Source organism: Sporolactobacillus sp. BBK16-2, assembly GCF_059878335.1.
On record NZ_CM187611.1, the window covers coordinates 1,624,837 to 1,642,561 of the forward strand.

Annotated in this window: 17 protein-coding genes; 13 read left to right on the plus strand and 4 right to left on the minus strand. The window is 41.0% G+C overall.

What is annotated here, in order from left to right; translation table 11 throughout:
• Positions 1-104: 104 nt before the first annotated feature.
• The 10 genes from miaA (at position 105) to AC6F33_RS08205 (ending at position 10,378) form a co-directional block, all read left to right on the plus strand.
• The gene (gene miaA, locus AC6F33_RS08160) at positions 105-1,064 is read left to right on the plus strand and encodes a tRNA (adenosine(37)-N6)-dimethylallyltransferase MiaA (RefSeq protein ID WP_255746409.1); all 960 of its coding nucleotides are present in this window, start codon (positions 105-107) and stop codon (positions 1,062-1,064) included.
• A gap of 204 nt (positions 1,065-1,268) precedes the next feature.
• On the plus strand, positions 1,269-1,502 hold the full coding sequence (gene hfq / locus AC6F33_RS08165) for an RNA chaperone Hfq (protein WP_093669405.1): 234 nt from the start codon (positions 1,269-1,271) through the stop codon (positions 1,500-1,502).
• Positions 1,503-1,759: 257 nt separating this feature from the next.
• Positions 1,760-2,713 (plus strand): AAA family ATPase, encoded by a 954-nt coding sequence (locus AC6F33_RS08170; protein WP_255746411.1) that lies wholly within the window; start codon positions 1,760-1,762, stop codon positions 2,711-2,713.
• A 25-nt stretch (positions 2,714-2,738) separates the two neighbouring features.
• Positions 2,739-3,992: a GTPase HflX gene (hflX, locus tag AC6F33_RS08175; RefSeq protein ID WP_500778096.1), complete on the plus strand. Its 1,254-nt coding sequence runs from the start codon at positions 2,739-2,741 to the stop codon at positions 3,990-3,992.
• A 3-nt stretch (positions 3,993-3,995) separates the two neighbouring features.
• Entirely contained in the window at positions 3,996-5,276 is a 1,281-nt protein-coding gene (locus AC6F33_RS08180; protein WP_255746415.1) for a methionine gamma-lyase family protein, read from the plus strand.
• Between the two features lie 105 nt (positions 5,277-5,381).
• Positions 5,382-5,768, plus strand: coding sequence for a MerR family transcriptional regulator (locus tag AC6F33_RS08185; protein ID WP_253060748.1), 387 nt, complete (start codon positions 5,382-5,384; stop codon positions 5,766-5,768).
• Positions 5,769-5,829: 61 nt separating this feature from the next.
• Complete coding sequence (gene glnA, locus AC6F33_RS08190; protein WP_255746417.1) at positions 5,830-7,164, plus strand: type I glutamate--ammonia ligase; 1,335 nt, start codon at positions 5,830-5,832, stop codon at positions 7,162-7,164.
• 1,387 nt (positions 7,165-8,551) lie between these two features.
• Positions 8,552-9,166 (plus strand): YcxB family protein, encoded by a 615-nt coding sequence (locus AC6F33_RS08195; RefSeq protein ID WP_500778097.1) that lies wholly within the window; start codon positions 8,552-8,554, stop codon positions 9,164-9,166.
• A gap of 312 nt (positions 9,167-9,478) precedes the next feature.
• Complete coding sequence (locus tag AC6F33_RS08200) at positions 9,479-9,985, plus strand: DUF3189 family protein (RefSeq protein ID WP_255746424.1); 507 nt, start codon at positions 9,479-9,481, stop codon at positions 9,983-9,985.
• Positions 9,986-10,201: 216 nt separating this feature from the next.
• On the plus strand, positions 10,202-10,378 hold the full coding sequence (locus AC6F33_RS08205) for a hypothetical protein (protein ID WP_255746426.1): 177 nt from the start codon (positions 10,202-10,204) through the stop codon (positions 10,376-10,378).
• A gap of 88 nt (positions 10,379-10,466) precedes the next feature.
• Here AC6F33_RS08205 and AC6F33_RS08210 read toward each other — a convergent pair whose 3' ends face one another.
• Positions 10,467-11,402, minus strand: coding sequence for an exonuclease domain-containing protein (locus AC6F33_RS08210; protein ID WP_255746427.1), 936 nt, complete (start codon positions 11,400-11,402; stop codon positions 10,467-10,469).
• 155 nt (positions 11,403-11,557) lie between these two features.
• Between AC6F33_RS08210 and AC6F33_RS08215 the strand changes: the two genes are divergently transcribed.
• Entirely contained in the window at positions 11,558-12,604 is a 1,047-nt protein-coding gene (locus AC6F33_RS08215; RefSeq protein WP_500778098.1) for a C39 family peptidase, read from the plus strand.
• A gap of 627 nt (positions 12,605-13,231) precedes the next feature.
• Positions 13,232-13,636, plus strand: a complete 405-nt coding sequence (locus AC6F33_RS08220) for a phage holin family protein (RefSeq protein WP_480947420.1) — start codon at positions 13,232-13,234, stop codon at positions 13,634-13,636.
• Between the two features lie 245 nt (positions 13,637-13,881).
• Here the strand turns inward: AC6F33_RS08220 and AC6F33_RS08225 are convergent, their stop codons facing one another.
• Genes AC6F33_RS08225 through AC6F33_RS08235 form a run of 3 tightly spaced genes read right to left on the minus strand, consistent with a single transcriptional unit; the run spans position 13,882 to position 16,588 of the window.
• Positions 13,882-14,682, minus strand: a complete 801-nt coding sequence (locus AC6F33_RS08225) for an ExeA family protein (RefSeq protein ID WP_500778099.1) — start codon at positions 14,680-14,682, stop codon at positions 13,882-13,884.
• Positions 14,675-16,027 carry a DDE-type integrase/transposase/recombinase gene (locus AC6F33_RS08230; RefSeq protein ID WP_500778100.1) on the minus strand — a complete coding sequence of 451 codons (1,353 nt, stop codon included), beginning with the start codon at positions 16,025-16,027 and terminating at the stop codon, positions 14,675-14,677. The genes AC6F33_RS08225 and AC6F33_RS08230 overlap by 8 nt, the downstream gene beginning before the upstream one ends.
• Positions 16,028-16,075: 48 nt before the next feature.
• Positions 16,076-16,588 (minus strand): DUF6431 domain-containing protein, encoded by a 513-nt coding sequence (locus tag AC6F33_RS08235; protein WP_480952872.1) that lies wholly within the window; start codon positions 16,586-16,588, stop codon positions 16,076-16,078.
• Positions 16,589-17,071: 483 nt separating this feature from the next.
• Between AC6F33_RS08235 and AC6F33_RS08240 the strand changes: the two genes are divergently transcribed.
• Complete coding sequence (locus AC6F33_RS08240; protein ID WP_255746429.1) at positions 17,072-17,674, plus strand: ECF transporter S component; 603 nt, start codon at positions 17,072-17,074, stop codon at positions 17,672-17,674.
• The last annotated feature ends 51 nt before the right edge of the window (positions 17,675-17,725 follow it).

Here is a 17,725-nt window from a genome sequence, read left to right on the forward strand (position 1 = left end):
CGTAATGCCGCTGCATAGATAGGTTTATCTATGCGGTGACAAAGTGATTTGTGTTATACTGTACCCACCTTTTTACTTTTTACATGGGAGTTCATGAGTACAAGATGAAAAATAGGATGCAAACAACGATTGTCATTGTCGGGCCAACTGCAGTCGGAAAAACAAAACTCAGTATTGCGCTCGCAAAGCGGTTTAACAGCGAGATCGTGAATGGGGACGCATTTCAAGTGTATCGCGGCATGGATATTGGTACAGCAAAGGTAACTGAAGAGGAAGCAGATGGTGTAACCCATCACTTAATTAATATTTGTGAACCTAGCGAACCTTATACGGCAGCCGATTATCAGCATGATGCGAGGAAAGTACTTGAAAGTGTGTCTTCTGAAGGAAAAATGCCGATTTTAGTCGGCGGTACCGGTTTTTATATCAAGGCTGCACTTTACGATTACCAATTTGCTTCAATCGGGGCGAATCCGGAATATCGGCGTGAATTAACACGTATGGCGCAAGAAGAAGGCGGAGAAGCGCTGTTCGCATTATTAAAGCATGTTGATCCTGTTGCAGCAGAACGGATTCATCCTAACAATTTGGTGCGTGTCATACGCGCTTTAGAAGTTTTCCATGAAACCGGGAAACGCTTCAGTGATCACGTGCAAGATGAAACTGTTCGCCCGCTCTATCCGTATTTATGTATTGGATTAACCATGGAGCGCTCAATACTGTATGCACGCATTGATATGCGTGTTGACCAAATGATCGATGAAGGTCTCCTTGAGGAGGCACAGCTATTATATAAACGAGGCTTGAGAAATGCGCAGGCGATGCAGGCGATCGGTTACAAGGAGTTCATCCCGTTTTTTGATGGCTTATGTTCGCTTGATCACGCTGTGAACCAGTTGAAGAAAAATTCGCGTCATTATGCGAAAAGACAATTGACATGGTTCAAAAGACAAATGCCGATTCAATGGTTCGATATGACGGATGCACTGCAAGACTTTTCAAGAAAAGCTGAAGAAATTTACAGTTTTATCGAAGAACATCAGGCAAAAAGCGAGCGATCGTGAACTTTTATCACATTTATTGTCTTGTTTCATAAACGATCTTTGCAAATGATGGAAATTTAAAATATAATCTTAATTGTAGATCTTTCTGACTGGACATTGAATTCCTTCTCAGAGAAAAAAGATCAGACAAAAGAGGTTTTCTTGCAGGTAATTTTCACATTAAATCGAAGTAGTTTTATTTAGAGAGAAAAGAGGAGGAATAAAATGAAACAGTCAATCAATATCCAGGATACATTTTTGAATCAGTTGCGAAAAGAAGGAACGTTTGTGACCGTCTTTCTGGTCAGCGGTTTTCAATTGAAGGGCAAGGTTAAGGGGTTCGATAATTTTACAGTGCTTCTGGACAGCGAGGGCAAGCAGCAATTAATCTTTAAACATGCGATTTCGACGTTTACTCCTTCAAAGCCTGTGAATTGGACCAGTCAGGACGAGTCATAATAGATTCTGGAAGGGCAGCGGTTACGCTGTCTTTCTTTTATTTTGGTAAGGCTTTTTGCTCGCTTTGCAAGTGACGGATCTTTGGCTCTTCGCACTTCTGAATAGGGTACCGACGACATAGGATAGAGCAGTCCAATCATTTTTCATAATGTCCCGAAGTAATGGGCATTTGTCACGGAAACGATCAAGCCGGCGTATACATAACAACGCAGGCCAAGAGCGGTGCTTGATCCAATGAATAGCGAGGTGATCGAATCGTGCGAGAAGCCTATACATTTACAAAAAAAAGTCAGATCAATGTGGTCTTTAACCAGAAAACCGAGAAACATGAGGCTGCGCCTTTTCCAGTTGATGAGCGTGTGACCCATGAACCGCTTGAAAAACTGGAGGCAAAGCTTGACCGACTGGTGGGAATGGATCAGATAAAACATATGGTACGCGAACTTTATGCGTGGCTTTATATTTATCGCAAGCGTGAAGAAACTAATTTGAAGGTACAAAAACAGTCCTTCCACATGTTGTTTAAGGGGAATCCAGGAACCGGCAAGACGACAGTTGCACGTCTTCTGAGTGACTTGTTCCGTGAGATGGGAATACTGCCGAAGGGCCATTTGATCGAAGCTGAACGAGCTGATCTTGTTGGCGAATACATTGGACAGACAGCGCAAAAAACAAGAGAACTTGTAAAACGTTCTTTAGGCGGTGTTTTGTTTATTGATGAAGCGTACTCGCTGTCACGTGGTGGAGAAAAGGATTTCGGAAAAGAAGCGATTGATACATTAGTGAAACAGATGGAAGACCATAAAGATGAGTTTATTTTGATTCTTGCTGGCTATTCCGATGAAATGGATGAATTTCTCAGAATGAATCCCGGCCTGCCATCTCGTTTTCCAATGATCATGTCTTTTCCGGATTATTCCGGTGCAGAATTGCTCGAAATTGCGAAGCAAATGATCCGTGATCGTGAGTATACGATGACTGCGGAGGCACAAAAAAAACTATTCCGCCATCTTCATCAGAAAATTGTTGAGAATGAACCGCATTTCAGTAATGGACGTTATGTACGCAATCATGTGGAAAAAATGATACGTCAGCAAGCAGTTCGTTTAGTTAGGGAAAACAGCTTTGATCGTGACGCGCTGATGACGATCCGTGCCTGTGATTTGACACTGGATAATCATTTAATGATCGCGCCAGCAGACGAAGCTTAATGCATCAATTAAAGAGAGGTATCTTATGGAAAGTGTGATACTCGTTGCCTGTCAGCTTCCTTCTCAAAGTGACGATCATTTTGAATCGTCACTTGAAGAGTTGGAGGCTTTGACGAAGACGGCCGGTGGACAAGTAGTTGCCGTCGTAACCCAAAAAAGACAAAAGATTGACTCCGCTACCTACATTGGAAGCGGTAAATTACAAGAACTTGATGCCCTTGAAAAAGAATTAGGCGCCGGGACTGTGATCTTTAATGGTGAACTGTCTCCCTCTCAGCAGGGACGGCTTGGAGCGCTGCTTTATGCAAAAGTGTTGGATCGGACACAGCTCATTTTAGATATTTTCGCGATGCGGGCGCGTTCGCGAGAAGGCAAACTTCAAGTAGAACTTGCCCAGCTCCAGTATCTCCTGCCACGCTTGAGCGGGATGGGAGATTCATTGTCGCGTCTCGGAGGAGGAATTGGGACACGCGGTCCCGGTGAAACCAAGCTTGAATCCGATCGACGCTATATTCGCAGCAGAATGAAGGATATCAGCAATCAGTTGAAAACCGTTGTACAGCATCGCAAACGCTATCGTGACCATCGTCAGTCAAATAATCAATGCCAAGTGGTCATTGTCGGCTACACGAATGCGGGAAAATCCACGCTGTTCAACCAATTAACCGCTGCAGGAACTTATGCTGAAAACCAGCTTTTCGCAACTCTTGATCCCTTGACACGAAAAATGAATCTTCCTGGTGGTTTCATGGCTCTATTGTCCGATACCGTTGGTTTCATTCAAGAACTACCAACACAGCTAGTAGCTGCTTTCCGCTCAACGCTTGAGGAAGTGAGTGGCGCACAATTGATTTTGCATGTACTTGATGCTTCGGATCCGGATTTGATTACACATGAAGAAACCGTTCGCCATTTACTGTCTGAACTCGGTGTAGACGACCTGCCTATACTCACGATTTATAACAAGAAAGATCTGTTACAGACATCATTCATCGTTCCGAAAGGATCTCTTCTCGTTTCGGCAAGGGACATTAAGGACCGTGATCGAATTCTTGCTGAAATACTGGCACAAATTGAAGCGCAAATGGTGGACTATCACACACAGCTCCCAGCCGATGAAGGAAAATTACTTAATGAACTAAAGCGGAACACAATATTGAAAAGACAAGAATATGACGAAGCGTCACAGGCTTACGAAGTTGAAGGATTTGTTTTTCCCGATGCACCAATCGCCTCGAAACTGATTCACGATCCGTCGTCAACGAATAAGGAGTTTTGAAAAATGTTTGAAGCACTTGCCTATGGAGAGAAGTTAAGAAAAATTGCTGCAGCAGTTGAAGCGCAAATTGCAGAACGTTTAAAAGCGGTTGATGCTGTTTCACTAGAAAATCAGTACCGTGTTTTATCCAGTTTTAAAAAAAATAAGATTAGTGATGCCCATTTTAGCGGAACAACAGGGTACGGATATGATGATTTCGGTCGTGAGGGCATTGAAGCAGTTTACGCAAATTGTTTCGGAGCTGAAGCTGGTCTTGTCCGGTCACAAATGATCTCCGGAACACATGCGATTACGACTGCACTCTTTGGTGTGCTTCGTCCGGGTGATGAATTAATGTACATAACCGGTAAGCCGTATGACACCTTGGAAGGTGTCATTGGTATAACAAGCGGCAGTCATGGATCATTAAAAGATTTTGGTATTGGATTTCGCGATGTTGCGCTCAACAATGGCAAAATTGATATTGAGACAGTAAATCGAGAAATTGCGCAGAACACAAAGCTAATTGCGATTCAGCGTTCTTGCGGCTACGATCAGCGCCCGTCGATTCCGATTGCCCAAATTGGGGAAGCAATTGCTGCAATTAAAAAAGCACATCCTCATATTCTTGTTTTTGTCGACAATTGTTACGGCGAATTTACCGAAACATTGGAACCCTGCCACGTCGGCGCCGATCTAATGGCCGGATCGTTAATCAAAAATCCTGGAGGAGGATTAGCGAAGGTAGGAGGCTACATCGTCGGGCGCGAGGATCTCGTTTCAATGTGTTCGGAACGTCTGACAGCTCCAGGACTGGGAAAAGAAGTTGGTCCGTCATTAGGCGAACTAAAGGATCAATATCAGGGCTTTTTTCTTTCACCACATATGGTTGCTCAAGCAGTTAAAGGAGCCATATTCACATCTGCCTTCATGGAGAAGCTTGGCATGGAAACATCGCCTTCTTGGGAAAAGGCGCGTACGGACTTGATTCAAAGCATTACCTTTCATGACCCCGATCAGATGATCGCATTCTGCCAAGCGATCCAAATGGCTTCGCCAATTAATGCTCATGTTCTTCCATATCCGAGCCCAATGCCTGGTTACACGAGTGACGTTATCATGGCAGCCGGAACATTTGTTCAGGGGGCAAGTCTGGAGTTGACAGCAGACGGCCCAATTCGTCCCCCGTTCACTTTGTATGTTCAAGGCGGATTGACATTTGAACACGTTAAAGCTGCTTTGATGATTGCAGTAAATCACTTATTTGAGAAAAACTTACTTGATCCTGAAAAGATCAAATTGTGACAATTTATTTAAATCTGTGTCATAAGCTGTGAGATAAGCTAACATCGTTTGACAACTTAAGGGCTGCCCGTTATAATTATGTTTAAGAAAGGGGCGTGAGGCGAAATGGCTGACAACGTACGCCGTTCAATGCCTTTGTTCTCAATGGGCATTGTTCAGAAATTAACTGGGCTGACGGCTAGGCAGATACGCTACTACGAAGAAAATGACTTGATTAATCCGGAACGTAGTGAGGGGAATCGCCGCGTCTTTTCTTTCAATGATGTTGATCGTTTGCTCGACATCAAGTCTTTGCTTGACGAAGGTGTGAATCTTGCCGGCATAAGGCGTGTGCTTAGTGAAAAGCCGGTGGAAGCAAATCGGCCGGCTGAAGCAAAGAAAGCTATGTCTGATGCTGAGCTCATGAAATTTTTGAAATCCGAACTCGTTCAAGCGGGCAAGTTCGGTAAGGCTTCGTTAATACAAGGGGAGTTGTCCCGATTCTTTCGGTGACTGCTACCTATGTATATAAAATTTTTTGAAAACAGAAACTTATTTTTGGGGAGGATCTTGAATGGCAAAGTTTACGAAAGAAGACATCATTTCTAAGGTAAATGAAGCAAACGTAAAGTTCATTCGTTTGCAGTTCACTGACTTGCTCGGAATTATCAAAAATGTAGAGATTCCTGTAAGTCAACTCGAAAAAGCACTAGATAACGATATTATGTTTGACGGTTCTTCAATCGAAGGATTTGTTAGGATTGAAGAATCGGACATGCTTCTTTATCCAGATTATGACAGTTTCGTTATATTCCCTTGGACTGCTGAAAAGGGTAAAGTTGCTCGCTTCATTTGCGATATTTATAAACCTGATCGTACGCCATTCCCGGGGGATCCTCGTTCGGTTCTGAAGGCTCAATTGGCTGAAATGGAGAAACTAGGTTTCACTAATTTCAACATTGGACCTGAACCGGAATTCTTCCTCTTCAAATTAGATGAATCTGGCAATCCAACTCTTGACCTGAATGATAAAGGCGGCTATTTTGACTTGGCACCAACAGATCTTGGTGAAAATTGTCGTCGCGATATCGTGCTTGAACTTGAAGACATGGGCTTTGAAATTGAAGCATCACACCATGAAGTAGCTCCTGGTCAGCACGAAATTGACTTTAAATATGCAGATGCTGTAAAAACTTGTGATAACATTCAAACATTTAAGCTTGTTGTGAAAACGATCGCTCGCAAACATGGCTTGCATGCAACGTTCATGCCAAAACCGTTGTTTGGTGTAAACGGCTCAGGTATGCACTCGAACATGTCATTGTTCAAGGGCAAAGAAAATGCGTTCTTTGATGCTGACACTGAAGACAAACTCAGTGCAACGGCTAAATCATTTATTGCCGGCGTTTTGGAACATGCACGCGCATTTACTGCCATCACTAACCCAATCGTTAACTCATTCAAACGTTTGGTTCCGGGTTATGAAGCACCAAGCTATATCGCATGGTCATTGAGCAACCGAAGCGCTTTGATCCGTATTCCTGCGGCTCGTGGATTGAGCACACGTATTGAAGTGCGCAGTGTAGACCCTGCTACCAACCCATACCTTGGCATGGCTGTATTGCTTGCTGCCGGACTGGATGGTATCAAGAAAGGTTTGACTCCACCTGCTTCCGTTGACCGCAGCATCTACGTTATGAATGATCAAGAACGTGAAGAACTTGGGATTCATGAACTTCCTGCATCTCTTAAAGAAGCAGTTGATGCATTCAATGCAGATGAAGTTATCACAGCTGCACTTGGCGAACATACAGTTTCTCACTTCAACGACGCTAAGGAAATTGAATGGGATATGTTCCGCACTCAAGTACACCCATGGGAACGCGACCAATACATGGAACAATATTAATCAAAAAGAAATGCTGAAACCCCTTGAGCCGTATGGCTTTGAGGGGTTTTTGTTTTGCCCAAAAATAACGTGTCAATATCACATATTTAAGGGGCGAATGTTTAAAAATATTTTGAGTATACTTTGCAGCTGTTTTTTCCTCGATATCTTTCTACCTTAAAAGCAGATGTCTCAGATCCGTTGCTGGCAAACAATCGGAGTGAAAGTAGGGATGAGTTTGATTTTAGACAATAGACCAAAGACGGCCCAAGTGTGGGCCAGGTTGCCATAAAAGATATAGAACGTTGCCGGAGGTTGAAATCCTTAATCTATGTGATTCACTATACATCATCAAAAAGAGAACTAAGCGGCATTTGACATGATGATCGATGATCATATTTTGAGTTACTACAAGTGCTGAACAAGCATCTTGGCCCTGTAGTTTAAATGGCTATCATCATCCGTTGTACAATGAAATGCTGCCGAACTGGAAGATGGAAAAATTTTAGACGATAGGCAATGCTAAGCGGACAGGGACTTGTGGATTACCCCTGTGGGGCAGTACAGACAATATTTTATCAGGAATCGCTGTGTTGGTTGTGTTTCTTAACTTTATTCCAGTCAATGATATCAACAATCATTACGAGGAACAAATATGCCAAAATATAATAGGTGATCCAGTCATCATATTTGTCAGGGGCAAAAATTAGCCACAAGGCTCCAAAAAAGATATATGGAGCTTCCAAAAATAAAAAACGTTTTGATTTATAATGGTGTTTTATTCTGTTGAGCAACTTGTTGAACATCGGATTAGCCCCTTGATTCGGATTTTGAATTGATTATAATGCAAAGCAATATATAACGATTACAAATAATGTGCATTTCTCAGTAGACAGCAAAGTTAAAAGAAGTAGAGAATGATCTTGGATTTAATGAAGTTGGAATAATGTTGACGGAACAAAAAATTTTCAAACCGATTTTGATTTTGTTTCAAAAGGTAAATTTGGTGAGGTCAGAATTTGGAGATAGAACTGATTTACAGTTCGACACTATTGTTTCTTTCGCTCTTTCCTTTTGTGCACGAAATTAACTAGTTCACGAATAACGCCAGGAATGGTAATAAGAATAACTGCCCATAGTCTAAGATCTGCAGGACCGAATAAAGTTATCAAAATAAAGGCAGATACAAATGGTATTGCCAATATTAGGTATTGCTTATAACTCATAATGGCTGCATCCCCTTATTAAAAAATCGGGATCTCATTCGATCAACCGATACTTCATTTTACCATATCAGGAGCGGTTCCTATGCGATTGAAATGAAGATAAATCCTGCCGCAATGAAGCTGAATATTGATATAATGGAAACAGATAACAATGTGATTGTGATCGTAACAGGAAGCTAAAAATGATAAATCTGCTGGAGTTTGGAGAGACAACGCACGTGTTAAAACAAAGTGGGAAGGGCGTGAAGGATAAGAGTTTTAATATGAGTCAGGGAGTTGAAACGATGAAAAATGATGTGATCCATTGTGGCGGCACACTAACTTGGCGTGAATTTAAAAAGTATAATTTTTATGTAAGAAAAAAGTTATTTACAGTAACAAGCATTTCATTTTTTATCATCTTACTTTTGATAAATTTGATCCTGTTTCAAAAGTTACTGATTTCATTTACAATGGCAGCAGCTTTTACGGTCGTATTCTGTTTATTATTAATGATTATTTTTCCTCTTAGAATAAGAAATGAATATTCGAGTAATCAATTAATCAAACAAGAAATTCAGTATGAGGTCAATCAAAATGAAATTGTGCAAACTCGTGGAAAATCAAAGACTTTTTTCAAGTGGGAAGATTTTGTTTCTGCATATGAACATAAAGATATGTTTCGGATTCATGTATCAAAGAATCAAGCAGTAGTTCTACCCAAACAATTTTTCAAAAATGTTGATGAAATAAACGATTTTCGGAGATTAATCAGCACTTTGATGCCGGAAAAGAAAGTACATTTAAGCAAGCAATAGTGAAGTGGCATAAAGAGCAGGAGTTTTGATTTGGGTTGAGATTAAGCGGCCTGACACCGAAAGAGTACCGGTGTCAGGCTGTTAAAAATGTAAAAATATCTCATCAGGCATTTTTTTAATAGTCATCAGATCAAATTTAATGTATCGACTCAATCTGTTTAATATCATATCAAATACGTCTACTTGACTCGTATTCATGATATTTTTTCAGATTGAGTTTTTTTCTTATCAAGCAAGAAATGATGAGGATAATCTTCTGTTTAAATGGAGATAACAATATAAGTAAATCCAAATTAAAAAAAGGATGATTAGGTGATTTACATATATAATGACTTTGGCGGGACACATACGACTGCATTAGCAGCAGCGTATCATTTGAAAAAAATATCTGCTGATCACAAATTGACAAGGGCAGAAATTTTAGCTGTGCCTTTTTTTAATAAGCTAAACAGCTCGGATATGGGTAAAATCATTTATCACGGAATTGATGATGAAGGAAATTCGGTTTATACGGTGGGGCGTGGTACGTCTAAACACCTGCTTCCGGCGTTGAATAATTTAAGTTTACTATTGCAGCAGAAATATAAGGGCAATGAAAAGATCATTTTTTCAAACACGTCACCGACCGTGCCATTTGCGATGACGATCGGTGGCTTATGTTCCAGATGGATGAAAATAGATTTTATTGGTGTACCGCTGCTTGTACTTGGAGCAAAGCAATGCTGTCAGGATATCATTCGTCTTGTCGCGTACACCAAAAAGGCAGCAAGAACAAGCGAGAAAAAGGTTACTGTTTTACAAAATAATTCGTTTAAATAGGCATAACCGGTTATGGTCATGTCGAATGAGGAGGATGATTGTTAATCATCTGTAGGATCATAACTTTGTCGCGGTCGCAATTTTGAATGGATTGTTGGGTTTGTGATTCAAATTGTTTTTGGTTTGTCACCAAACCTTATGTTTAAGAATATCAAATAATGACCAGGCTATTTAGGTGGCTCCTTTCCCGCATTCTGCCCTAAAGGATGGATGTTAATGAAACAACCTGTACGTACGCAAATTGAGCGACCGATGTGGAAGCAGAGATTGAGGATCATCAGGCTGTTCGTGAATATTTATCGTAATAACCACAAGCGGCAGCCAGTCCTTCGCTCAACATACATTGCGTTCATTTATTGTCATTTGATTTGGAAGGATATGGGCTATTGGTAAATAATGCTTCATATTTAAATAAAAATGATCCTTAGCAGAATGGTGCCAAGGATCATTTTTTTGTAAGAGATCCATTAGGTGCGGACCTTTAATTTTCATTTAAAATCTTCAACATGTCCAAGAAATGATTTTCATCTATAATGGAAATAGATTGTCCGGAGGCTGCAAGATGTTCTGCTTTAAGCACTTTGCTGCTTTTCGAATGCATCATTGTTCGTCGATCTGGTTTGCCAATAACAAGTAACGTTGTTTTCTTTGTCACGCCGTTGCCGTTGGCCCCGCCGCAATCAGCAACTTTCTGACACGCCTCTTCACGGGACATCGATTGAAGCACGCCTGTAAACACCACGGTTTGATGAAACAAAGGGTGTTGGTTATCAAAAGATGTTTTCTTAGAAGTAATGTCTGAAGGCCTGAATGCAGCCTCTCGACGTGTTCTGACGGATGAAAAGGGTGCATAGGAATGTTTATGTAATCTGCCTAACTTATAATTGATCGCCTTCTGCATCTGATCGAGCGTCTCAATATGAAACTCCTGCATCATTTGCCGAACGATCTCAGCACAAACCAAGGCATCATCGGAAGCTTGGTGATGATGGAAGGAGATTCGGTAATGGGAAGCAACGCGATCTAAACGGTATGAAGGCAGCGTGAGCAACTTTTTTGCAAGGATATAAGAACAGAAGTAATTGACTTCCGGATAAGGCAGCCGATATTTATCCAATGTAAAACGCAGAACACTCATATCAAAGCTGGCATTGTGAGCAACCAGTGGAAGCCCCTCAATAAATGGAAGCAGTTTAGGATAAAGCTCATCCATAGTTGGTGCCTGGACGACATCATCTTCATGAATCCCATGAATCTGCGTATTATAAGGATCAAAGAATTCTTCAGGGTTAATCAAAGAGTAGAAGGAGTCGATAACTTGTCCTTGAATAACTTTTGTTAATCCGACAGAACACGGGGAAGTGCGTCGCGAATTTGCAGTTTCGAAGTCGATCGCCACATAAGATAGTTCCGGCATCCTCAGTCTCTCCATTCTAAATAGCTTTTTCAATCTATTACTATAATAACACGAGATTTGCAAATCATAATCTGCAAGATTTTTTTAAGGCATTTTTAAGTTTTATGTGCTAACTTTGTTTAATCAAAAGCTTATTGGCTTGGAGGACGGATTCATTGGTTAAACACCTGAAGTGCAATATCTGTTTCGTTTTAATGTGTATCAGTATTTTGCTGCTTTTCGGTTGTTCTAAAAGTATTTTCGGACAAACTGAACAAGAAAAACAGGTCATTATAAATGTACAGAATGTAGCGAAGACGATTCAATTGGGAGATGACTTTGATTCTAAGAAAAACGTTGTCGTGACCAATAAGGAGGGAAAGAAGCTCACTATAAAAAAATTAACCATTTCCGGGCATGTTGATCCTAATACAACAGGAATATATAAGCTTACCTATACATATAAGTCTAACGGGAACAGTACAACTATTTCCACAGCGATTCATGTTATCTATGAAAAAAAAGAGATTATTGCATACAAAACACTAACCATCAAGAAGAAATCCCTATTTCGAGGAGATCACCAGGTGCACCAAGCGGGAAAAAATGGCTCCGTCCTCGTAGGTTATCAAGCAAAACGAACGAACGGCAAACTTGTGCTTGGAAAAGTACAGTCACATAAGGTGATCAAACAAGCGCGTTCAGAGATTGTGTATACGGGAACCAAAATCCCTAACAGTTATCGAATGAATGTTGGCGTCATTAGTCAATTACCGGAGTTGCCAACCGGGTGCGAGATTACGGCCGTGACAATGATGCTGCGCTACAAAGGAGCGAATGTGACTAAGGATAAACTTGCGGAGGAGATGCCACGAGCAACGAACGGTGATCCCAACACAGGATTTATCGGCAGTCCCTACTCAAAGTCCGGGGCAACCATCTATCCGCCTGCGTTAATGAAGCTGGTTAAGCACTATGCTGGCAGTGCAATTAATCTAACTGGGGCCTCAACAGATAAATTGAAGGACTATCTTAGCAGCGATCATCCAGTTGTAATTTGGGGAACATATGATGGGTTTACTTATCATGCGCTAACCTTGACTGGATATTCAAAAAACGGATTTTATTATAATGATCCATGGACAGGGACGAAACGCTGGATGAATAATAAGCAGATGATGGTTCACTGGAATGCTTTAGAGCAGCGAGCACTTTCATATTGAGTTGAGATATTTGGTGAATTGAGACGAATCGTGCGTGATTATGCGTGATCCCGCATAAAGAATGCGGGGTTGCGCATCATAAATACGTTGTTCATGCGGATGAAAACAAGATAAGATAATAGTGGTAAAACAATTCAATGTTTTATCGGTCGGATTTGAGGTGAATCCAGGTTATGCCTCCAGCAAATCTTGCCCCAAATACTTAATTTATTCCAGCGCACTTAGAAAACGAGTTGCGTCTGGCAGTACAATGCTTGCCTCATTAACTTTCCCATCCTTTAAGTTTAAGATTTGCATGCATGCCATGTTCACCTTAAATTCTTTTTTTATTTTTAAGACCTTAGACGTAGATGCAAATCACGCTAAAGTTTGATGTTGATTGTTCCACATTATGTTACATTCATTATGTAAGTATTTAAGCAATAACTCCCAAAACAATCGTTACTTGAACCCCTTAACCAGGGGTTCTTTTTTTGCTTTGTTCAAGCATTTCATTGTTACTCTCCCCATTGGATATGAGCTCATTATTTTGAAATAAAATGGTTATTCTTGCTGTATCGCAAGCCTTTACATGAATGAACACTCGGACATAAATTATAGATAAAGAAGTTATGAGGTGATGAAGTTGTGACAAAATATGAATTTATCTATAGGAGTATTGCAGCAATCTTTGGTGCAGTGTCGGGTTATTTATACGGTGAATGGACACCATTAATTGCAGTATTGGTCGCTTTTGTGATCATTGATTATGTTTCCGGACTTCTCGCAGCCGCCTATGTCAGTGCTTTGTCTAGTAAAATTGGTTTCAAAGGCATTGCCAAAAAAGTGATGATTTTCGCTATTGTGGCTGTCAGTCATCTATGTGATCAAATTATTGGTTCGAAAAATATTATCATGGATGCAACCATCTATTTTTATTTAGCAAACGAACTCTTGTCCATTTTAGAAAACGCCGGCAGGACGGGTCTGCCTGTGCCGAAGCAGATCAAGCAATTAATCGGTATTCTGAAAGATAAAGAAGGGAAGCAGTGAACGATTTAATATGCATAAATTCAATAAAGAAAATGGCAATGACTCCTTTAAATAATAGGGATTCATTGTCTTTTAATTTAGCACCTATTTTGTTATAGACATCGCAAGATGTCCGGAATTTGACGGGAACTGTTGTCCAAGAATTGACGAAATCTCTGGCCAATTCATGCATTGCTAGAAATAATGACCAATCTGAAAAAGGATGGCTAGAAATCACCATCCTTTTTCACTATTTTTAGTGTTTATTATGACAGTTCGCCTTCAATGACTCGCTTAATCATTCGATCATCAATGACGGTGTGCCCATTTTGGGCACCATATAAAAGACAATGCGTACATACTTTATTTATCAATCGAGCAGCGCCACTGGAAAAACGGTAAATTTCTTCAATGGCACTTTCAGTGAATAACGGCCGATCGCAGCCGGCATAGGTTAAATGACGTTCAATATAAGCCGTAGTCTCAGATTGATCATAATGGCCCAACTTACACTGTAGATCGATCCGTTGCCGGATCGCAGAAAATGATTGAAGACGTAGTCGATCCCACAGTTCACTTTGACCCACGAGAATTAACGCCATCGGGCTCTGGGCATCCATCTTGAAATTCAAAAGAAAGCGAACTTCTTCTAACATCTCGCGATCCAATAAATGCGCTTCATCAATAATGCATACAGGCTGAAGGCCATGAATACCGCGCATTAATTCGATTTCGTGGTGCAGTTGGCGCTTTGCATCACCTCTATAGAATTTTGCTTCACAGCCCAGCTGTTCAAGTAACCCTTTATAAAAATGACGGGGAGTCAACTTAGAATCTGATAGATAAAGCACTCGATAATGAGTATGATCCAGTTCTTGAGAAAATCGCCTAATAGTCGTTGTTTTTCCGGTGCCGCAATCACCAGTTAGAACAGCGAATAATTGACGTTCTGCCGCGTAGGTGAGGCGCCCTAGAATTTCATCCATGGAAAGAGATTCATAGAGTTTGTCTGCTGGTATCGCACGAGAAAATGGTGTACTCGTCATGTGATAAAACGACTCAAACATGGCGACCACCTTCTTTCAGTGCCTTCCGATAAGAAACCGCCGGTTTCTGAATTTCTTGACGTTCTTCATGTTTTTGAGCTGCTGCACGCAGGAGACGTGAAGAATCAACGGGTTGCGGCTGTAGTGTTTCTGGTAGATCCGGACGCTTTTCGACACGTTCTCCAATCTCAAGAGGCTTAGCTTGCCAAGAGGGATAACCTTCTTTTTCAATGGTTAACTGTGAAAGATCTGATGGATCATAAACCACATCAACATGGGTTCCAATAAAATTCAGTCCAACTTCATAGAGTTTGTTCTGAAAACTGATGCATCCGGATTTATCTACCTTTCTTGATTCCGCATGAAGAAAAGCGAGACCGATGGTCTCCGGATCTAGAAAATGAAGTGCCTTTTTGTCACTGCGATAAGCCATCATAGGAGTCACATGATCTCCAAGTGCTGAATGTGGTTTGTTCAGATAACATTCACTGAGCCAAACTTGGAAGTGTTTGTTCAACTGATCGAGCGATTGAGGCTTCTCTAAAGCAACCTCTCCAAGAAAGCCATCAATCACTCTGTTCATTCGCTCAATTTTCCCTTTGGATTCTGGCGAGTAGGGCTTGGCATAGAGGAGTCTCGTCCCTAATTTAGAACAGGTCCGAGCCATCCACTTCGTTCGATACTGCTTTCCATTATCAAAAAAAACGGCTTCAGGCCTTCCATATTTTTGAACCGACTGACGGAAAGCATCCTCTACAATACGTTGATCCAACGTAGGATAAAAAGCACCATGGAGAATAAAACGTGTAGCGTCATCAATAAACAGTACAAGATAAACTTGTTTTTTGGAACCATTTGGACCAATGGGAAGGAAGGGTCCAAACTTAATATCTGACTGCCATAATTTATTTCGATGAGTTTTTTGAAAACGTCTGACAGCGCCGGCCGTTGACTGATAGAGCCGCATTTGCCTCGAACTATAGCCTCGTGCGGTTAGCCTTTCCTGAAGCGTGGAACGCTTGATCTCACCCGGTTTCGCTTTTCCTTCCCACTCGAGAATTTGAATGATTTGACGGACACTGCGATGAGGCGCTTCTCTTCTTAAAAGAATAGCCTGTTCCAATAGATCTCCGTTTAGGTTCTTTTCCTGATTCGCAGCCTTTTTATTAGGCTTTAGTCCCTCAAACCCGTTGGATCGATAACTGGCTAAATAACGCCGGATCGTTCGGTCAGACAATCCACTTTTTTCGCAAATCTGTTTCTTCATTTCCGCTACTTTAGCTGCGTCTAAGTCCTCCGATAGCAGGGGTGCAATCAATTGAAAGCGATTCGCGGCAACTTCATCCCACTTTCCAGATTTCTTCATGATTTTTCCTCTCCTTTTTAGGTCTTCATCATGAAGTTTAATCACGGGTCAGTCGGACAAAAATGCGGAACGGGTCTGTAGCCACAAATTCACATTTACAATCGGTTTGGTCATTTGCGACAGCCAACCTGGTCCATCGCCAAAGATCCGTCCAACACGTTCGAGTACGGTCAAAGAATCCTGGGACGGCGAATTCTCTGGGTCTATATCCAATTGAAAGCGAAGGTCAATGGAACGAAGACAAGCCAACCAATACTCAATAAAATCAAGGAACCAACGGTTCCAACGAAACAGAGTCGAATTATCCACAGCAACATCTACTGGATCAGATTGTGAAACTACCCTTTCAAAACAGCTGACTTCATAACGCTTATAAGGAAGCAGTAAATCAGGGAGTTCATGATGAATTGTGCAGCAGTCTGTGCAACGAAGGCGCCGGATCATTAGCGTTTTTTCGTCTCCGGTATCTCTTATGTATTTTCTTGGTCTACTGCCAATAACTTTAGTTCGTCCTCCGCAACAGGGACAAGGAGCCGTCACAGTACTCTTAACTGAAAACACCTGTTGAGTGCTTATCAACAAGCTTATAGTCTGATATAATGATCATATGGTTGATTTGTGGGGACATCTCTCGTGTAAGTGGTATTACACGGCTAAAGAGATGTCCTCTTTCCTTTCCAAAAAATAAATACCAGATCGATGTCCTACGGACATTATATCTGGCAATTATTGGACAGGCAATACCGTCAACTTTCGGCTATATTCAGGCATCAATAACACCTATTTCATTAAATTTCCGGTCCATAAGGTGCATCAATGAAATAGAGGAACTCCTTTTTATTACACTATTCTATTTTGATTACACCAGTTAATAACAGAAAAATATTATGTAAACAAACGATTGTCTCTGCTGCCTGTATCATTTTTCTTGTCATGCTTTCATTAAGCCTATCTTGCTAGATTGAAAAAACCAACTATAATTCATAGTAGGCTAATGATCAAGATCAATAAAAATACTCAATCAAGTTGAAGAAGGAGCAAGTTATGAAAAACGGGGGTCAAAATCAAACATATCGCTTAGTTCTCCTAAGTGTATTTACGGCAATTATCCTTTTGCAAAATTTTGTGCCTTTTCTTGGTTATATTCCGATTGGTGCTTTAAGTTTAACCATTATTCATTTAACCGTCATTGTTGTCGCCATTGTTCTGGGGCCGATTGAAGGAGCGATCATTGGCGGGGTATGGGGAATGACTACTTTTATACGTGCATTCACTTTTCCAAGTAGTCCAATTGCACCGATTGTATTCACTAATCCTTTAATTTCAGTGATACCGCGAATTCTTGTCGGCTTTGTTGCCGGATATCTTTTTATTTTATTGAAAAGAACGAAGCTCCCGCGCATTGTTTGTATGTCCATAGCTGCTTTATTTGGATCCATTACCAATACAGTGCTTGTTCTTGGCCTTATCTATATTTTTTATCGAGTACCCTATGCAAATTATCTGCAAATCGATGTGAGCAGACTGCTGCCTGCTCTGCTCGTTGTTGTAGCAACTAATGGAATTGCTGAAGCGCTCGCCGCGTGCTTTATCTCGCCAATGATTGCAAATCCGCTTATGATAATCAGGAAAAAACTGGGCAGCTGAGTCTTTCCCTTTTGACTATAGTTCAATCATTTATCCCGTTATTGAATAGGA

Bases quoted from the DNA above. Each gene is read 5' to 3' on its own strand.
- AC6F33_RS08185 (WP_253060748.1), top strand. From the start codon at position 5,382: ATGGCTGACAACGTACGCCGTTCAATGCCTTTGTTCTCAATGGGCATT.
- hfq (WP_093669405.1), top strand. From the start codon at position 1,269: ATGAAACAGTCAATCAATATCCAGGATACATTTTTGAATCAGTTGCGA.
- AC6F33_RS08230 (WP_500778100.1), bottom strand. From the start codon at position 16,027: ATGAAGAAATCTGGAAAGTGGGATGAAGTTGCCGCGAATCGCTTTCAA.
- AC6F33_RS08205 (WP_255746426.1), top strand. From the start codon at position 10,202: ATGAAACAACCTGTACGTACGCAAATTGAGCGACCGATGTGGAAGCAG.
- miaA (WP_255746409.1), top strand. From the start codon at position 105: ATGAAAAATAGGATGCAAACAACGATTGTCATTGTCGGGCCAACTGCA.
- AC6F33_RS08225 (WP_500778099.1), bottom strand. From the start codon at position 14,682: ATGTTTGAGTCGTTTTATCACATGACGAGTACACCATTTTCTCGTGCG.
- AC6F33_RS08180 (WP_255746415.1), top strand. From the start codon at position 3,996: ATGTTTGAAGCACTTGCCTATGGAGAGAAGTTAAGAAAAATTGCTGCA.
- glnA (WP_255746417.1), top strand. From the start codon at position 5,830: ATGGCAAAGTTTACGAAAGAAGACATCATTTCTAAGGTAAATGAAGCA.
- AC6F33_RS08195 (WP_500778097.1), top strand. From the start codon at position 8,552: ATGATAAATCTGCTGGAGTTTGGAGAGACAACGCACGTGTTAAAACAA.
- AC6F33_RS08240 (WP_255746429.1), top strand. From the start codon at position 17,072: ATGAAAAACGGGGGTCAAAATCAAACATATCGCTTAGTTCTCCTAAGT.
- hflX (WP_500778096.1), top strand. From the start codon at position 2,739: ATGGAAAGTGTGATACTCGTTGCCTGTCAGCTTCCTTCTCAAAGTGAC.
- AC6F33_RS08210 (WP_255746427.1), bottom strand. From the start codon at position 11,402: ATGCCGGAACTATCTTATGTGGCGATCGACTTCGAAACTGCAAATTCG.